17 protein-coding genes are annotated in these 15,891 nt (G+C 68.7%); all 17 read right to left on the reverse strand.

The features are described from left to right. Positions 1-14: 14 nt before the first annotated feature. Positions 15-500 (reverse strand): MaoC family dehydratase, encoded by a 486-nt coding sequence (locus ACN22W_RS22795; RefSeq protein ID WP_419689818.1) that lies wholly within the window; start codon positions 498-500, stop codon positions 15-17. After that, entirely contained in the window at positions 500-1,300 is an 801-nt protein-coding gene (locus ACN22W_RS22800) for an SDR family oxidoreductase (RefSeq protein ID WP_193100422.1), read from the reverse strand. The genes ACN22W_RS22795 and ACN22W_RS22800 overlap by 1 nt, the downstream gene beginning before the upstream one ends. Continuing rightward, positions 1,297-2,493 carry an acyl-CoA dehydrogenase family protein gene (locus ACN22W_RS22805; RefSeq protein WP_419689502.1) on the reverse strand — a complete coding sequence of 399 codons (1,197 nt, stop codon included), beginning with the start codon at positions 2,491-2,493 and terminating at the stop codon, positions 1,297-1,299. Before ACN22W_RS22805 ends, ACN22W_RS22800 begins: the two co-directional genes overlap by 4 nt. Then, positions 2,490-3,725, reverse strand: a complete 1,236-nt coding sequence (locus ACN22W_RS22810; protein WP_419689503.1) for an acyl-CoA dehydrogenase family protein — start codon at positions 3,723-3,725, stop codon at positions 2,490-2,492. Before ACN22W_RS22810 ends, ACN22W_RS22805 begins: the two co-directional genes overlap by 4 nt. Positions 3,726-3,728: 3 nt before the next feature. Continuing rightward, positions 3,729-4,607, reverse strand: a complete 879-nt coding sequence (locus ACN22W_RS22815; RefSeq protein WP_419689504.1) for an SDR family oxidoreductase — start codon at positions 4,605-4,607, stop codon at positions 3,729-3,731. Between the two features lie 33 nt (positions 4,608-4,640). Further along, positions 4,641-5,792, reverse strand: a complete 1,152-nt coding sequence (locus tag ACN22W_RS22820; RefSeq protein WP_193100418.1) for an acetyl-CoA C-acetyltransferase — start codon at positions 5,790-5,792, stop codon at positions 4,641-4,643. Continuing rightward, a complete protein-coding gene (locus ACN22W_RS22825) occupies positions 5,792-6,859 on the reverse strand; it encodes an acyl-CoA dehydrogenase family protein (protein ID WP_419689505.1) in 1,068 nt (355 codons plus the stop codon). The genes ACN22W_RS22820 and ACN22W_RS22825 overlap by 1 nt, the downstream gene beginning before the upstream one ends. A gap of 35 nt (positions 6,860-6,894) precedes the next feature. After that, positions 6,895-8,064 (reverse strand): acyl-CoA dehydrogenase family protein, encoded by a 1,170-nt coding sequence (locus ACN22W_RS22830; protein ID WP_048251079.1) that lies wholly within the window; start codon positions 8,062-8,064, stop codon positions 6,895-6,897. Next, a complete protein-coding gene (locus ACN22W_RS22835; protein ID WP_419689506.1) occupies positions 8,061-8,870 on the reverse strand; it encodes an enoyl-CoA hydratase family protein in 810 nt (269 codons plus the stop codon). Before ACN22W_RS22835 ends, ACN22W_RS22830 begins: the two co-directional genes overlap by 4 nt. A gap of 19 nt (positions 8,871-8,889) precedes the next feature. Beyond that, on the reverse strand, positions 8,890-10,002 hold the full coding sequence (locus ACN22W_RS22840; protein WP_419689507.1) for an NAD(P)H-dependent flavin oxidoreductase: 1,113 nt from the start codon (positions 10,000-10,002) through the stop codon (positions 8,890-8,892). Continuing rightward, positions 9,999-10,919, reverse strand: coding sequence for an enoyl-CoA hydratase (locus ACN22W_RS22845; protein WP_048251076.1), 921 nt, complete (start codon positions 10,917-10,919; stop codon positions 9,999-10,001). The genes ACN22W_RS22840 and ACN22W_RS22845 overlap by 4 nt, the downstream gene beginning before the upstream one ends. A gap of 8 nt (positions 10,920-10,927) precedes the next feature. After that, on the reverse strand, positions 10,928-11,725 hold the full coding sequence (locus ACN22W_RS22850; RefSeq protein WP_419689508.1) for a CoA-transferase subunit beta: 798 nt from the start codon (positions 11,723-11,725) through the stop codon (positions 10,928-10,930). A 10-nt stretch (positions 11,726-11,735) separates the two neighbouring features. Then, positions 11,736-12,629, reverse strand: coding sequence for a CoA transferase subunit A (locus ACN22W_RS22855; protein WP_419689509.1), 894 nt, complete (start codon positions 12,627-12,629; stop codon positions 11,736-11,738). Positions 12,630-12,638: 9 nt separating this feature from the next. Beyond that, on the reverse strand, positions 12,639-13,535 hold the full coding sequence (locus ACN22W_RS22860) for a VOC family protein (protein WP_419689510.1): 897 nt from the start codon (positions 13,533-13,535) through the stop codon (positions 12,639-12,641). A 199-nt stretch (positions 13,536-13,734) separates the two neighbouring features. Then, entirely contained in the window at positions 13,735-14,151 is a 417-nt protein-coding gene (locus ACN22W_RS22865) for a type II toxin-antitoxin system VapC family toxin (protein WP_230684579.1), read from the reverse strand. Continuing rightward, the gene (locus tag ACN22W_RS22870) at positions 14,138-14,374 is read right to left on the reverse strand and encodes a FitA-like ribbon-helix-helix domain-containing protein (RefSeq protein WP_048251071.1); all 237 of its coding nucleotides are present in this window, start codon (positions 14,372-14,374) and stop codon (positions 14,138-14,140) included. Before ACN22W_RS22870 ends, ACN22W_RS22865 begins: the two co-directional genes overlap by 14 nt. A 394-nt stretch (positions 14,375-14,768) precedes the next feature. Continuing rightward, positions 14,769-15,422, reverse strand: a complete 654-nt coding sequence (locus ACN22W_RS22875) for a hypothetical protein (protein WP_419689511.1) — start codon at positions 15,420-15,422, stop codon at positions 14,769-14,771. Between the last annotated feature and the right edge of the window lie 469 nt (positions 15,423-15,891).

Consider the following 15,891-nt stretch of genomic DNA (forward strand, 5'->3'; position numbering starts at 1 on the left):
CTCTGAATCTGGATCTAGAAGTAGTAACGGCTGATCGTGTCGGCGACGCAGCCGGGCTTGCCTTCGCCCTCGATCTCGACGGTTACGCGAATCCACGCCTGCACACCGCCGTCGAGCGGCTCGACGCGCAGCAGCTCGCCGACGCCGCGCACGCGCGCGCCGACCTTCACCGGCGCGGGGAAACGGATCCTGTCGCAGCCGTAGTTGACGCCGAGCCGCGCACCGTCGATGCGTACGATCTGCGGCAGGAAATAGTTGACGAGCGACAACGTCAGGTAGCCGTGCGCGATGCACGCGCCGAACGGGCCGTCCTTCGCGCGCACCGGATCGACGTGCACCCACTGGTGATCGCCCGTCGCATCGGCAAAGCCGTCGATGCGGATCTGGTCGATCGCGAGCCATGCGCTCGCGCCGAGCGTGTCGCCGACGGCCGCCGCGAGTTCGCCGGGATGCGCGAATACGCGGGGCGTCGCGCGCACGGGGTCGAGGGTCGTGTCCATCATGCGTGCTGGCTGCTGACCGACAGCACTTCGCCCGTCATGTACGACGCGTAATCGCTTGCAAGAAACACCATCACGTTCGCGACCTCCCAGACTTCGGCGGCGCGCCCGAAGGCTTCGCGCGACGCCAGTTGATTCAGCAAGTCGGCCGGGGCCGACTTCTTCAGAAAATCGTGCATCGCGATGCTCGGCGCGACCGCGTTGATGCGCACGCCGTACGGCGACGCTTCGAGCGCCGCGCAGCGCGTGAGCGCCATCACGCCCGCTTTCGCCGCCGCGTAGTGCGCCTGTTCCGCCTGCGCGCGCCAGCCGAGCACCGATGCGTTGTTGACGATCGCGCCGCGGCCGCGGGCCTGCATGTGCGGCAGCATCGCGCGCATCATCCGGAACGTCCCGGTAAGGCTAATGTCGATCACGCGCGACCATTCGGCATCGTCCATATCGACGATGCGGGTCGACCCGCCGAGCCCGGCGTTGTTGATCAGCACGTCGACGCCGTCGAGCTTGTCCTGCGCGTCGGCGACGAGCGCCTGCACGTCGGCCTCGACCGCGACGTTGCACAGGCGGCCATGGATCTGTTGCAGCCCCGTTTCGGCGCGCAGCGTCTGCACCGCCTGTTCGAGGCGTTTTTCGTGGATGTCGGAAATGAACAGCGCGCGGCAGCCTTCCTCCGCGCAGCGGCGCGCGGCCGCGAAGCCGATGCCGGCGCCGGCGGCGGCTGTGATCAGCACCGATTTGCCGGCGAGCAGCTGGTGGCCCGGCACGTAGGCGGGGGCCTTCTGGATCTGGGGTTCGGTCATGCTTGTCCTCGCGGTTCTCTTGGCATGCCGAGCCCGCGCTCGGCCATGATGTTCAGCTGGATTTCGTTGGTGCCGGCGTAGATCGTGTCCGCACGGGAGAACAGGAATACGCGCTGCAGATGGGTGAGCTTTTCGTCGGTGGGATCGATCACGTTCGCGCGCGGCCCCAGCGCATCCATCGCGAGCTGGCCGAGGTCGCGGTGCCAGTTCGACCAGTAGTACTTGTAGATCAGTGCCTCGCGGCGCAGCGGTGCGCCGCCGTCGGCGTCGTCCGCGCCGGACAGCATCCGCAGCGCGTTGTAGCGCATCACGCGCAGCCCGGCCCATGCGCGGCCGATCCGCTGGCGCAGCACGGGGTCGCGGTCCGCGCCCGATGCGCGCGCCGCGTCGATCACCCATTCGAGCTCGCGGACGAACTGCATCTGCTGGCCGAGCGTCGACATTCCGCGCTCGAAACCGAGCAGCGTCATCGCGATCCGCCAGCCGTCGCCCGGCGCGCCGACCAGGTCGCGCGCTTGCGCCCGCGCGCCGTCGAAAAACACTTCGTTGAATTCCGCGCCGCCGTTGAGCTGCTTGATCGGCCTGATCTCGAGGCCCGGCTGGTCGAGCGGCATCAGCAGGAACGACAGCCCCTTGTTGCCCTTCGACGCGGGATCGGTCCGCGCCAGCACGAAGATCCAGTCGGAATCGTGCGCAAGCGACGTCCATACCTTCTGGCCGTAGACGCGCCACGTGCCGTCCGCATCCTGTTCCGCACGCGTGCGCACGTTGGCCAGATCGGAACCCGCGCCCGGCTCTGAATAACCCTGGCACCAGAACTGCGTGCCGGCCAGGATGCCGGGCAGGAACCGCGCACGCTGGTCGTCGGTGCCGCACGCGACGAGCGTCGGCCCGAGCAGCCCTTCGCCGATGTGGCCCATCCGCCCGGGGCCGCCCGCACGCGCGTATTCCTCGTGGAAGATCACCTGCTCGGCGACCGAGAAGCCGCGCCCGCCGGCGTCGGTCGGCCAGCCGAGCCCGGTCCAGCCGCCTTCCGCCAGCTCCCGTTCCCATGCCTTGCGCAGCTCCGGCCACGCTTCCTCGTCGCCGGGGCCGCCGCGGTATTTCAGGCAGGCGAATTCACCGGTCAGGTGCGACTGCACCCAGTCGGCCACTTCGTGCCGCAATTGCTGTTCGCGCGTTTCGCTGTTCATTGAAGGGCTCCTGCGCGCGCGGCGGATGGGCGGGTTGCGTTCATGACCGGCGATGCGGTTTCGTCGCGCTTGGCCACGCTGCCGTCGATCGCGTGGCGCGCGATCCACTCGAGCAGTTGCGGCGTCGTGCCGAACTGCGCCCCCGACGCCTGCGCACGCTTGAAATAGAGATGCGGGTCGTATTCCCACGTGAAACCGACGCCGCCGTGCAACTGGATCGCCTCCTGCGCGCAGAACGCATACGCATCGTTCGCGGCGGCTTTCGCGGCCGCGATGTCGGCGCGCAGCGCGGCGCCCGGCGTCGCGCCGGCTTCCGCGTCCCATGCGTGCGCGGCGCCGAGCACGGCCGAGCGTGTGGATTCCATCGACACCATCATCTGTGCGCATCGATGCTTGACGGCCTGGAACGACGCGATCGTGCGGCCGAACTGCACGCGCTGGCTCGTGTAGTCGAGCGTCAGGTCGAGGCACTGCTGTGCGCCGCCGAGCTGTTCGGCCGCGAGCGCGAGTGCCGCGAACCACGCGGTGCGCTCCAGTACTTGTGCTGCGTCGCGGCCGGCCAGCAGTGCGTCGCGGCTCACGCGAGTTTCTTCGAACACCACGCGCGCGATCGGCCGCGTGGCATCGAGTGTTTCGAGCGGCGTGACGATCAGGCCGGTTGCCGTCGCGACGTCGATCGCGAACACCGCGAGCGACTGCCCTTCGTTCGCGATTCGCGCGGGTACCAGCAGCAGGTCGGCGCGCGCACCGTCGATGACTTGTTCGATCACGCCGGACAGCGAGTAACCGCCCGCCGTTTCCTCCGCGACGACCGGCAGCGACCAGGAGGCCACGGTGCCAGCCCGCAGGTCCAGCGGTAGCGCCAGCGTCGCGCTGCACGCGCCTTCGGCGATCTTCGCGAGCCAGCCGATCGCCAGCGGCGTGTCGCAGCCGGCCAGCGCGGTCGCCGCGAGGCACGCGGTCGAAAAATACGGCACGCACGCGACGCGCCGGCCGAGCTGTTCCATCAGCACCGTCTGCTCGACCGCGCCGAGCCCGAGCCCGCCCGCCGCCTCGGGCAGCGCCAGCGCGTTCCAGCCGAGCTCGCCCGCGAGCGCGGCCCACAACGCGTCGTCGCGGCCGGCCGATTGCTCGAGCGCGCGGCGCACGTCGGCGGACGCACTGCGCTCGGCGAGCACGTCGGCCGCCGCGTCGCGGATCATCGCCTGTTCGTCGGTGAGCGCCAGATCCATGGGTCAGCTCCCGTACACGCGCTGCGCGGGGCGCGCATCGGCGAGCAGCTGCGCGACCGCCGGGCCGACCTCGGCCGCCGCCCAGCGCGCGCCGCGATCGACGCTCGGGCCCGTGCGCCAGCCTTCCGCGACCGCGATCATCCCGCCCGCGACCTCGAACACCTGGCCCGTCACGTCGGCCGACAGCGCGCTGCCGAGCCACACAACCAGCGGCGCGACGTTGGCCGGATCGAAATAGTCGAACCCGCCGTCTTCGGGCTTCTTCATCATGTCGGCGAACACGCCTTCGGTCATCGACGTGCGCGCGGCCGGCGCAAGTGCATTCACGCGCACGCCGTAGCGCTGCAGCTCGACCGCCTGCATCAGCGTGAGCGCGGCGATGCCAGCCTTGGCCGCGCCGTAGTTCGACTGGCCGATCGATCCTTGCAGGCCGGCGCCCGAACTCGTGTTGATGATGCGTGCATCGACCGGGTTGCCGGCCTTCGCGGCATCGCGCCACACACGCGCCAGCACGCTCGACAGGCAGAAGTGGCCGCGCAGGTGCACGCGCATCACGTCGTCCCAGTCCTGCTCGGTCATGCTCGTGAACATCTTGTCGCGGCAGATGCCCGCGTTGTTGACAAGCACGTGCACGTCGCCGAATGCTTCGCGCGCCGCGTCGACAATCCGCTGCGCGGTGTCGATTCGCGTGATGTCGTCCGCATTCGCGAGCGCGCGGCCGCCTTGTTGCGCGATCTCGTCGCACACGGCCTGCGCGGCTTCGTGCCGGATGTCGTTGACGACGACCGCCGCGCCCTCGGCCGCGAACGCGAGCGCGTATTCGCGCCCGAGCCCGCCGCCCGCGCCGGTGATGATGACGGTGCGTCCGTTACAGATTCCCATGCTTGTGCCTCGTGGATCGTGAAAGTGACGCGCTCACAGGCGCTCGATGATCGTGACGTTCGCGAGACCGCCGCCTTCGCACATCGTCTGCAGCCCGTAGCGGCCGCCCGTGCGTTCCAGCTCATGCAGCAGCGTCGTCATCAGCCGTGCACCGGTCGCGCCGAGCGGATGGCCGAGCGCGATGCCGCCGCCGTTCGGGTTGGTCTTCTCGTGCGGGAAGCGCGTGTCGGCCAGCCAGGCCTGCGCAACCGACGCGAATGCCTCGTTCATCTCGACGACATCGATCTGCGACCAATCAAGCCCGCTCTTCGCGAGCGCGGCCTTCGTCGCCGGAATCGGCGCGGTCAGCATCCACAGCGGATCGTCGCCGAGCACGCTCAGGTGATGAATGCGCGCGCGCGGCGTGAGCCCGTAGCGCTTCAGCGCATCTTCCGACACGATCAGCAGCGCGGCGGCCGCATCGCAGGTCTGGCTCGCGACGGCAGCCGTCAGCGAGCCGCCCGGCGTCAGCGGTTCGAGCGTCGCCATCTTTTCCAGCGACGTGTCGGGGCGCGGCGTCTCGTCGTGCATCACGCCTTCGAACGGCACGATTTCGCGCTTGAAATGGCCGGCCTCGATCGCCGCGACCGCGCGGCGGTGGCTTTCGAGTGCATAACGCTCCATCGCGTCGCGCGACAGGTTCCAGTGATCGGCGATCCGCTGCGCGGCGACGAACTGCGACACCGGCGCGTCGCCGAAGCGCGCGCGCCAGCCTTGGCTGCCCGAGAACGGATCGGTGAAACCGAGCGGCGCCGCGCAGGTCATCGCGGACGAGATCGGAATCTGCGTCATCGTCTGCACGCCACCCGCGACGACGACGTCCTGCACGCCGCTCATCACGGCCTGCGCGGCAAAGTGCACGGCCTGCTGCGACGAGCCGCACTGGCGGTCGACCGTCACGCCCGGCACCTGCAGCGGCAATCCGGCCGCGAGCCAGCAGGTGCGCGCGATGTTGCCCGCGAGCGGACCGATCGTGTCGACGCAGCCGAACACCACGTCGTCGTATTCGTCGGCGGGAATCGCGTTGCGCTCGACGAGCGTCTTCAGCACGAAGCCGCCGAGGTCCGCCGCATGCACGTGCGCGAGCCCGCCCTTGCGGCGGCCGGTCGGCGTGCGCAGCGCGTCGACGATATAGGCTTGTTTCATCAGTTCGTTTCCTCGAGGTCGAAGGTCTGCGCGGGGCCGATCGGCAGTGCGTCGCCGAGGATCGCGTCGGCCACGCGGGCCTTGTGGAACGCGCTGTCGCCCCAGCTGCCGGCGAGCGCCCAGATGCGCTTCATGAAGATCTGCAGGTCGAGCTCCCACGTGTAGCCGATCGCGCCGTGCACCTGCATCGAGTGGCGCGCGGCCAGCTGCGCGGCCGACGTCGCCGCGAGCTTCGCGTGCGACACGAACACCGCGCGCTGCGGGTGATCGTCGGCGATCGCCTGCGCCGCGCGCGCGACCACCGGCCGCGCGAACTCGTAACGGATCGCGACGTCCGCGAGCAAATGCTTGAGCGCCTGGTACGAGCCGATCGCCTTGCCGAACTGCTTGCGCTGCGCGCTGTAGTCGATCGCGACGTCGAGCACGCGCTGCGTGAGGCCGAGCAACTGCGCGGCGACCGCGAACGCGCCGTGGTCGAGCGCGCGATCCAGCAGCGGCGCGGCCTCGGCGGCGCCCGCGATGCGCGTGGCCGGCGACGGTTCCCAGTCGAGCGTGAACAGGCGCCGCGACGGGTCGACGCTGTCCACCGCGCGCCACGCGCATTGCGCGGGATCGACGCGATGCAGCTCGCCGCGGTGTTCGCACAAGAGCGTCTGCGCGACGTGCACGTCGGCCGCATACGGGTTCACCGGATGCACGAGCGCGACACGCGCGCGCCCTTCGGCGATGTCGCGCAGCAGCGCGTCGCGCCAGTCGCTCGCCGGCAGCCGCGCGAGCACGCCGGCCGACACGAGCGCCGTGTCGAGCAGCGGCTCGGGGCTGCCGAAATAACCGTAGGTCTGCGCGAGCAGCGCCCATTCCGCTTCGGTCAGGCCGAGGCCGCCGTGCGCCTCGGGCACCGACACGGCGGTCAGCCCCTGCGACGCGAACAGCGCCCACAGCGCATCCGAGCGCCCGGTCGGCGTGGCCCAGAGCTCGCGGATCAGCTCGGGCGTCATCTCGGTCATCAGCAGGCGCTTCACGCTGTCCGCGAGCGCTTCCTGGTCTTCATCGAATACGAAATCCATACGATGTCCGTTCAGTGAGGGAGTCGCCGGCGCCGTTACGCGCGCGGCATGCCGAGCATCCGTTCGGCGACGATGTTGCGCTGGATCTCGTTGGTGCCCGCGTAGATCGTGCCGGCCTGCGCGAACAGGAAGCCGTCGAGCCAGTGGCCGAGCGTCGCGTGCTGCGCGGCCGTCTGCGGGACGACCTCGCCCTGCGCGCCGAGGATGTCGAGCGCCGTCTGGTGCATGCGCAGGTCGAGCTCCGACCAGAACACCTTGTTGGTGCTCGACTCCGCGCCGATATGGCCGCCCTTCAGCAAGCGGCTCGCGGTCGCGTAGGTCGACAGCGCATAGGCCTGTGCATCCATCCACGCCGATACCACACGCTCGCGCAGCGTCGGGTCACGGTCCGCGCTGTCGCGGTGCGCGAGATACAGGTCGCGCAACGCTTGCGCGGTGCGCTGGAAACGCGCGGGCGAACGCAGCATCAGCCCGCGTTCGAAGCCGGCCGTCGCCATCGCGACCTGCCAGCCCGCGCCTTCGGCCGCGAGCCGGTTCTCGACCGGCACGCGCACGTCGTCGAAGAAAATCTCAGCGAAGCCCGTCTGCCCGTTCAACTGGCGGATCGGCCGCACCGTGATGCCCGGCGCGGACAGCGGCACCATCAGGAACGTGAGCCCGTGGTGACGCGACGATTCGGGATCGCTGCGGAACAGCCCGAACAGCCAGTCGGCCCACACCGCGCGGGTCGACCAGATCTTCTGGCCGTTCAGCACGTACTCGTCGCCGATGCGGGCCGCCGTCGTGCGGATCGCGGCCATGTCCGAGCCCGCGTTCGGCTCGGACCACCCCTGCGCCCACACGTGCTCGCCCGCGGCCATCGCGGGCAGGAAGCGCGCCTTCTGCTCCGCGGTACCGAAATCCATCAACGTCGGGCCGAGCAGGAAGATGCCGTTCTGGTTCACGCGCATCGGCGCGTCGGCACGCCAGTACTCTTCCTCGAAGATCAGCCACTCGATCAGGTCGCAGCCGCGCCCGCCCAGCTCGCGCGGCCACGTGACCATGCTCCAGCGGCCCGAGTGCAGCGTGCGCTCCCATTCGCGGTGCGCGGCGAAGCCTGCCTCGGTGTCGAAACTCGGCAGCCGCTCGCGCGGCACGTGCGCCGCGAGCCATTCGCGGATTTCCGCGCGGAACGCCTGCTGTTGCGGCGTGTAGGTCAGGTTCATGCGCGAGCCTCCTCGGCCTGGGCGTCGAACCGCGCATCGCGCTTCTCGACGAACGCGGCGCGCGCTTCCGTCGAGTCGTTCGTCATGTACGCCTGCAGCGTGAAGCCCTGCTCCCAGCGGTATTTGTCCTCGAGATCGCCGTCCTCGACGCCGTTCAGCGCCTCCTTCGCGAGCCGCACCATCGCCGGGCTCTTCTCCGCGATCTTGCGGGCGATCGCGAGCGCCGCGTCGCGCAGCGCGTCACGCGCGACGACCTGCTCGACCGCGCCGAGCCGGTACGCCTCGGCCGCGTCGATCATGTCGCCGGTGAAATACATCGCCCGCACCTTCTGCACGCCGAACAGCCGCTGCAGGTGCGCGCCGCCGCCCATCGCGCCGCGGTCGATCTCGGGCACGCCGAAGCGCGCGCAATCGGCCGCGACGACGATGTCCGCCGCGCCGCAGATGCCGATCCCGCCGCCGAGCACGAAACCGTGCACGGCCGCGATCACCGGCTTCGGATTGCGGTGCACCGCGCGAAACGTCTCGTAGTTGCCCGCGTTGACCGCCACGATCCGCTCCGGATGCGCGGCCAGCTCCTTGATGTCGACGCCCGCGCAGAAGCCGCGGCCTTCGCCGCGCACGATGATCACGCGCACGTCGTCGTCTTCGCCGAGCGCGTCGAGCGCGCGGGAAAGCGCATGCCAGCCCTGCGCGTCGAGCGCGTTCACGGGCGGATGGGCGATCACCAGTTCGGCGATGCCGTCTGCGCGATCGATCCGGAACGGCTGTACGCCGGCCGGTTGAGTGGATGCTGTCATCTCCATTGCCTCCCTGTGATGTTCTTCATGCGGCCTGCGCCGCTGCCGCGCCACGCAGTGCGGCCAGTGCATCGAGCCGCTCGCCGGCTTCCGCGACGATCCGCGCGATCAGCGCGTCGCACGATTCGATCGCGCCGATCATCGCCGCCGCCTGGCCGCTCGGCAGCACGCCTTCGTCGGGGCGGCCCTCGACGATCGCGCGCTGGATCAGGAACGGCGCGTTCGCGGCCATCAGCGTCTGGCTTGCGGTGTAGTCGTGCGAACGCAGCGCCTTGATCGCGAGGCCGAGCATGTCGCTCGTGCGCAGCCCGTTCTGGCGCCGCCAGGCCTCGGCCGTCTTCAGCACGAACAGCGTGCGGCGCAGCGGGCCGAAGCGTTCGAGCTTCAGCAGATACGGGTTGTCGATCATCCGTTGCGGCAGCCCGTCGAGCGCGTCCGACACGCGGATGCGCGCCGGGTCGCCGACCGCGACGTAGCGGTCGAGCGTTTCGCGCGGCACCGGCGATTCGGCGGTCATCAGGAAGCGCGTGCCCATCGCGATGCCGGCCGCGCCGTACGCGAGTGCGGCAGCCAGCCCGCGCCCGTCGAAGAACCCGCCGGCCGCGACGACCGGCACCCGCACCGCGTCGAGCACCTTCGGCAGCAGCAGCGTGGTCGGCACCGAGCCCGTGTGGCCACCGCCTTCCGCGCCCTGCACCGTCACGATGTCCGCGCCGAGTTCGACCGCCTTCGCCGCATGCTTCGGCGCGCCGACGGTCGGCATGCAGACGATGCCGGCATCCTTGAAGCGGCGGATCGTCTTCGCGTCGGGCCCGCGGCCGTAGCTGACCGCGCGCAGCCGGTGCTTGATCGCGAGATCGACCACCTGCGCGGCGTTCTTCTGGAACATGTGGAAGTTGATGCCGAACGGGTGATCCGTCAGCGACTTCACCTTCAGGATCTCGGCCTCGACCTGCTCGGGCTCGAGCGTCGCGCCGGCCAGGAAGCCGAAGCCGCCCGCGTTCGCGGTCGCCGCGACGAGCCGCGCGTCGGCCACCCAGCCCATCGCGGTCTGCACGATCGGGTAACGGCAGCCGAGCAGGTCGCACAACGGCGTATGGAGCGGGCTGTGAAGCTGGCTGTGAAGCGTCGTGCTCATGCGGCGGCTCCGTTGACGGCAACCGGTGCCGGTGCGTCACCGCGGTCCGCGCCGTTCGGCTGGCGCTGCGAGCTGGCCATGCTGCGCGCGTCGTAGCCGCCGAGGCGGTCGCCGCTGACGAGCTCGTTGTGCGCATGCGCGAAGTGATGCCATGCGAACGCCGCGTCCATCGCCGCGCGCTTGCCCTGCAGCTCCTCGACGTGGTTCAGCGCCTGCTTGGTCAGCGTCAGCCCGAGGCGCGGCATCGTCGCGATCTTCGCGGCGATCGCGTAGGTCGCGTCGCGCAGCCGCTCGCGCGGCACCACGCGGTTGACCATCCCCATCTGGTACGCGCGCTCGGCCGGCATCCGCTCGCCGAGGAACAGGAATTCCTTCGCGATGCGCGGGTTCAGCTCGTACGCATGCGCGAAATACTCGACGCCCGGAATCCCCATCCGCACGACCGGATCGGCAAAGAACGCATCCTCCGACGCGACGATCAGGTCGCATACCCACGCGAGCATCAAGCCGCCCGCGATGCATGCGCCCTGCACCATCGCGATCGTCGGCTTCGGCAGGTCGCGCCAGCGCCGGCACATCCCGAGGTACACCTCCTGCTCGCGTGCATAGAGGAATTCGCCGCCTTCCTTGTCGACGTGGTCGTACCACAGCGATGCGCGATCGAACGACTCGTGGATGTCGCGGCCCGGCGTGCCGATGTCGTGCCCCGCCGAGAAATGCTTGCCGGCGCCCGCGAGCACGATCGCCTTCACCGCGTCGTCGTGCGCCGCGCGCCGGAACGCCGCGTCGAGCGCGTAGGTCATCTTCGAGTTCTGCGCGTTGTGATACTCGGGGCGGTTCATCGTGATCGTCGCGATGCCGCCTTCGACCGCGTAGTCGACGACACCGTCGCCGAACGTCACCTGGGTCGCTTCCATGTCAGGCCTCATCCCCGGCGTGGCGCCGGATTGTTGCGCACGATCGTCGCGCGCAGGTTGTGCGGATCGAGCGCGCGGACGATGCGCAGGTCTTCCGCGTTCGGCGCGGCCGTCGTACCGAGTTCCGGATGCGCGATCAGCGGGAAGCCGGTCGCGTCCTGCACCTCGTCGAAGCTCACGCCCGGATGCAGCGAGCGCACGCGGATCGCATGGTCCGGCCCGCCGAAATCCATCACGCACAGGTCGGTGACGATGCTGCGCAGGTCGACGAAGGTCTTCATCCCGGGCAGTCGGCGCGCCGGGTTGTAGCCAACCGTGCACACCATGTCGACTTCGCCGGCGACGAACGTGCGCTTGCCGTGGCCGCTGACGAAAAACGAGTTCGCGTGGTTCGTCGAGTTGCCGGGGAAGCCGCGTGCACCGAGCAGTTGCGTCTTCGGGCGTGCGTAGTCGTCGCCGAGCCACGAGATGTTGGCCTGGCCGAAGCGGTCGATCTGCGTCGGCATCACGAGCGCATGGCGGCGGCCGTGCCACAGACAGTCGAACACGCGTTCGTAGGTCATCCAGCCGCTCGCCTTCACGCGATAGCCGTCGGGGCGCGGGCCGAGCGGCACCGGCTCCTCGACGAGATACGCTTCGCCGTCGGTCAGCATCAGCCCGTTGTTGTACGCGAACCGCGCGAGGCCGGCCGCGAGCCGCGGGCCCGTGCCGATGCCGGTCGCCAGCACTTCGCCGTCGTCGCGCCAGAGTCGCGCGGACGCGACGATCATCAGTTCCGCGAGGGAATGGTCGAGAGATTCGCTCACAGGCGCTCCTTTACAGAATCGGCAACGGCAGCGTCGTCACGTGCGACAGCCCGCCGACGCCTTCGAGGTACTGGCGTTCGTCCTGGCCGACCACGTCGCGCAGGTACGCCGCCGTTTTCTCATCGTCTTCCGCGCTCGCGCAGTACGCGCGCAGGTGCGGCAGGTCCCAGCCGTAGGTCGGCCCGCACGACGTCGGATGCGCACCGCCCGGCGCGTGCACGACGCCCGTGACGAGCGAGCGCTCGAACGGGTTGCGTTTCGCGGCGTCGAGGTCTTCGGTCGCGATCGATGCGTCGACCGTTTCCGCCGACACGTAGCAGCGCTGCGCGGCGCGCGCCATCCATGCATCGAAGAACGGATCGGGGCCGTCGATGCGCGTGTTGCCCATCCGGTCGGCCGCGTTCACGTGCAGCAGCGCGACGTCGAGTTCGATCGCGGGCATCGCGAGCAGCGTCTCGCCGTCGTCGTACGGCGAGCTCACCGTGCGCAGTTCCGGCGCGTGATCGAGCAGCGCGGTGCCGAGCCCGGCGCGCGTCGGCAGGAACGGCAGGCGCGCGGCGGCCGCACGCAGGCCGAGCTGCAGCATCCCTTCGTCGAGTTCGAGCACGTCGATGCGGCCCTGTTCGCGGGCACGGCGGAAATGCGGTTCGAGCGGGATCACGTCGAGCGACACGAAGCCGAACACCACCTTGCGGACCTTGCCCGCCGCGCACAGCAGGCCGACATCGGCGCCGCCGTACGCGACGACCGTCAGGTCCTTCAGGTTCGAGCGCGCGATTTCGCGCACCAATGCCATCGGCTTGCGCCGCGGCCCCCATCCGCCGATACCGATCGTCATGCCGTCGGCGAGTTGCGCGACCACGTCGCGCGCGGACATCGTCTTGTCGAGAGGTTTCATCGTCATCGTGCTGGCTTACCGGTATCCGATGCTGAAATCGTGGCCCCACTGGCTCACCTTGGTGGCCTCGAATACCGCGTGCTTCGACCAGTCGACCATGAGGCCGCCGAAGCCGTATTCGAGATCGAAGCCGCCGGGGGTCTTCATGTAGAACGAGATCATCTGGTCGTTGCAGTGCCGGCCGAGCGTCGCCGACATCTTCACGTCGTGCGCGGCGACGCGGTCCAGCGCGCGGCCGACTTCGTCCATCGAGTCGACTTCGGCCATCACGTGCACGCAGCCCGACGGCACGGCCATCTCGAACAGCGCGAGGCTGTGATGGCGTGCGTTGCGGCAGTGCATGAAATGGATGCGCTTCTCGGGTTCGGCCGGATCGGCCGTGAACTTCACCCGAAAGATGTCGGACAGTTCGAAGCCGAGCACGCCGCGCACGAATGCGTCGGTCGCGTCGAACTGCGGCGCGGGCAGCACCGCGTGGCCGAGCCCCATGTCGCCGGTGACGAAACGCGCGACGCCCAGCGGCGACACGAAGCGGCGGAAATCGCAGCGCGCGCCCCAGTACAGCTCGTGGCGGTTGCCGGACGGGTCGGTGCACCACGCCATCGCCTGCACGCGGCGCAGCGCGGCTTCGGCGGGCGTCGCGCGGATCGGCTCGACGCCGACGCGCTGCAGCGCTGCAAGCGCGGCGTCGAACGCGGCGCCGTCGGGCAGTTCCCAGCCCGACGCGAAATAGCGGTCGGTCGTGCCGGGGACGATCACGTAGCGGAAATCGCGTTCGTCCATCTTCAGGTACAGCGCGCCGTCGGGCGCGTCGAGCGCCTGCATGCCCAGCACGTCTTCCGCGTAGCGGCGCCACGCATCGACGTGCGTCGCCTCGACGACGACATAGCCAAGCGCACGGACATCGATCATGTCGGCCTCCTCCTGGTTCAGAATCCGTTGTTCGTGAAAGGATTCTGGCCGGTCGGGGGTGGTGTTACATCGTCTGTTGGGACGAGAGGCGACGGGGAATCGTGGGGGCGCGGGGAGGCGCGGAAGCCCGGCGGAACAGGCTACGCGTGAAGGGGCAGACGGGAAGCGGAGGCAGGTTGCCGCGGTGCGGCAACCCGAATCAATCGAACGGGTTCAGCAGCCGGACGCCGGTGCGCGCGAAATCGTCGACATTGCGCGTGACGACCGTGAGATCGTTGATCAGCGCGGTGGCCGCGATCAGCTTGTCGAGTTCGTGCGCCGGATCGGGCACGCGCAAGTGCCCCCACATCTGGCTGGTCTCGATATCGACCGGCAGGATGTTCGGCGCATAGCCGGACAGGATCGTCGCCATCCATGCCTCGAGCGCCGACGCCTGACTGTGATCGCCGCGATGACGGATCAGGTCGACGCCGCGCCGAAGTTCGGCCACTGTCACGACGGACAGGTAAAGCGGGCTCGCGTCGGCTTCGGCCTGCCTGAAGAACGCCCGCACGCCGCGGTTGGTTCGCTTGCCCTTCCTGATTTCGCTGATGACGTTCGTATCAATCAAAAACACGCCTGACCTCGCCGGAATCCTGAACACGTTGGAAATCCGTGTCTTCGCCAACATCGGGCATGCTCATCAGCACTTGCGCAAATGTCCTTCGCTTCGGCCGGCCGAGCGCATCGGCCAGAATGGCCCGATGCTCGGCCTCGGCACTCCGGCCATTTGCCGCAGCCTGCTCGCGCAGGCTCTGAACGATATCGTCATCCACGTTACGCACCAGAAGATTTGCCATAGGTCCCTCCATTCAGACTGCTATCAATGATAGCAACATGACGGTGGAATGCAAGCATTGCTATCATCGCCATGGACAGAGGGAAAACGGTGGTTGGCGTCGGCGAGCGGCAACCGCCGCATGAATCCATTCGGCTTTCGTCGCTCGCCCGACACGTCGAACTGCTGTCTCCAAGGTATGCCGGATCGGAACGACGGAAAAGACAGCCGATTGGCTAATCGATGCGGTCCACAGCCTACGCAAGCTCGCGCAGACCCACGTGGGGCGACTGCATTCGCCGCGTCCGGGTGGATCACGCGAGGCAGCCCCCGTCCATCTGGCCAAATCGCACGTGACTTGTTGGCGCGCTCCTATCGACAACACACCGATCAGCACGCTCAACAACACCCCCCGCTCAAAACCGATACGAAATCCCGATCTGCAAGACCGGGTACCACCGATAGCGCGACATCACCTGCCGCAGTTGGTCCAGCCCGCTGGCGACCAGGATCTGGCTCTTCGCCGGTCCCGCAGCGGCCGCCAGCTCCGGCGACAGCGTGTATGAACACTTCGGTATCCCGTATGCGACGCCGAGGTCGGCGACGAATCCCAGCCCTTTCGACGCCGGCCGATGCCCGTAGCCGATCCCGACATACGGCATCACGGTCGGATAGCGCGCTTCCGCGACCGCATACATCCCCGGCAACGCCGGATAACGCTTGCCGCCGAACACGTAAGTCCCGTTGGTCGGCTCCGATACGCCGCGCAGCTCGTCGTCGTTGAAGCGCATCCCGACCGTCGCGCGGAAACCGCTGCCCCGCCACGGAAAGATGTCCGCGTACAAGCCGCCCTGGCGCAGCTTCAGGTCGTCCTGATAGCGATTGCCGGCCACCGTGAAGTCATGCGAAAGATCGATCGCATTGAAATCCGCGTGCGCACCGAGCATCGAATTGAAGCTCACGGCCGCGCCGATGCCGACGCCCTGCGTGCCGCCTTGCAGGTAGATTTCCTGCGCGTGCGCGCTCGAGGCGAACACCACAGCCACCGCTGCCCATTGGTTCACCGTCATTTTCACGGGCGCCTCCCCGACATGTGCCGGGCGCGCCGTCCCCCCCGCATGCGCCCCCTGCGCAATGCGTGGCGCGATCCCCGGCACGACACCTTGCAAGCAAGCTTGCTGTTCGACGGATCGGGAACGCGTTGCCCCGTGCGCATGGCCGATACGACCTGCGGCGGTGCGTACGCCGCAACAGGCGGCGCCCGCGACCCGATCCGATTCCCCGTTTGTTTCGATGTCGTTGCATGCCGCCGATGCGCTCATCGTTCTTGCCAATTTCGTTTGCACCGGCGGCACCGGGTCAACCGCAAAGCGCGTGCCATGCGGCGCAAAACGAAGCGGGGCAAGCGTTACCGCCGGACACTGACGGTCACGCGGGGCGGAATCGGGAGAAATGTTTCAGGAACGTATCCGTATTCGGCAGACGAAGGCGGAACACGCGATTTGACGTATCGCGCGTTGATGCCGAAACGCGTATCGA

Origin of the sequence: Burkholderia theae (assembly GCF_048565265.1) — a bacterium.
Lineage (GTDB): Bacteria > Pseudomonadota > Gammaproteobacteria > Burkholderiales > Burkholderiaceae > Burkholderia > Burkholderia theae.

What these genes read in the sequence shown, in the direction of transcription:
- ACN22W_RS22815 (WP_419689504.1), bottom strand. Translation starts at nt 4,607, where the DNA reads ATGGGAATCTGTAACGGACGCACCGTCATCATCACCGGCGCGGGCGGC.
- ACN22W_RS22835 (WP_419689506.1), bottom strand. Translation starts at nt 8,870, where the DNA reads ATGGAGATGACAGCATCCACTCAACCGGCCGGCGTACAGCCGTTCCGG.
- ACN22W_RS22860 (WP_419689510.1), bottom strand. Translation starts at nt 13,535, where the DNA reads ATGATCGATGTCCGTGCGCTTGGCTATGTCGTCGTCGAGGCGACGCAC.
- ACN22W_RS22800 (WP_193100422.1), bottom strand. Translation starts at nt 1,300, where the DNA reads ATGACCGAACCCCAGATCCAGAAGGCCCCCGCCTACGTGCCGGGCCAC.
- ACN22W_RS22830 (WP_048251079.1), bottom strand. Translation starts at nt 8,064, where the DNA reads ATGAACCTGACCTACACGCCGCAACAGCAGGCGTTCCGCGCGGAAATC.
- ACN22W_RS22875 (WP_419689511.1), bottom strand. Translation starts at nt 15,422, where the DNA reads ATGACGGTGAACCAATGGGCAGCGGTGGCTGTGGTGTTCGCCTCGAGC.
- ACN22W_RS22840 (WP_419689507.1), bottom strand. Translation starts at nt 10,002, where the DNA reads ATGAGCACGACGCTTCACAGCCAGCTTCACAGCCCGCTCCATACGCCG.
- ACN22W_RS22820 (WP_193100418.1), bottom strand. Translation starts at nt 5,792, where the DNA reads ATGAAACAAGCCTATATCGTCGACGCGCTGCGCACGCCGACCGGCCGC.
- ACN22W_RS22855 (WP_419689509.1), bottom strand. Translation starts at nt 12,629, where the DNA reads ATGACGATGAAACCTCTCGACAAGACGATGTCCGCGCGCGACGTGGTC.
- ACN22W_RS22805 (WP_419689502.1), bottom strand. Translation starts at nt 2,493, where the DNA reads ATGAACAGCGAAACGCGCGAACAGCAATTGCGGCACGAAGTGGCCGAC.
- ACN22W_RS22795 (WP_419689818.1), bottom strand. Translation starts at nt 500, where the DNA reads ATGGACACGACCCTCGACCCCGTGCGCGCGACGCCCCGCGTATTCGCG.
- ACN22W_RS22810 (WP_419689503.1), bottom strand. Translation starts at nt 3,725, where the DNA reads ATGGATCTGGCGCTCACCGACGAACAGGCGATGATCCGCGACGCGGCG.
- ACN22W_RS22845 (WP_048251076.1), bottom strand. Translation starts at nt 10,919, where the DNA reads ATGGAAGCGACCCAGGTGACGTTCGGCGACGGTGTCGTCGACTACGCG.
- ACN22W_RS22825 (WP_419689505.1), bottom strand. Translation starts at nt 6,859, where the DNA reads ATGGATTTCGTATTCGATGAAGACCAGGAAGCGCTCGCGGACAGCGTG.
- ACN22W_RS22870 (WP_048251071.1), bottom strand. Translation starts at nt 14,374, where the DNA reads ATGGCAAATCTTCTGGTGCGTAACGTGGATGACGATATCGTTCAGAGC.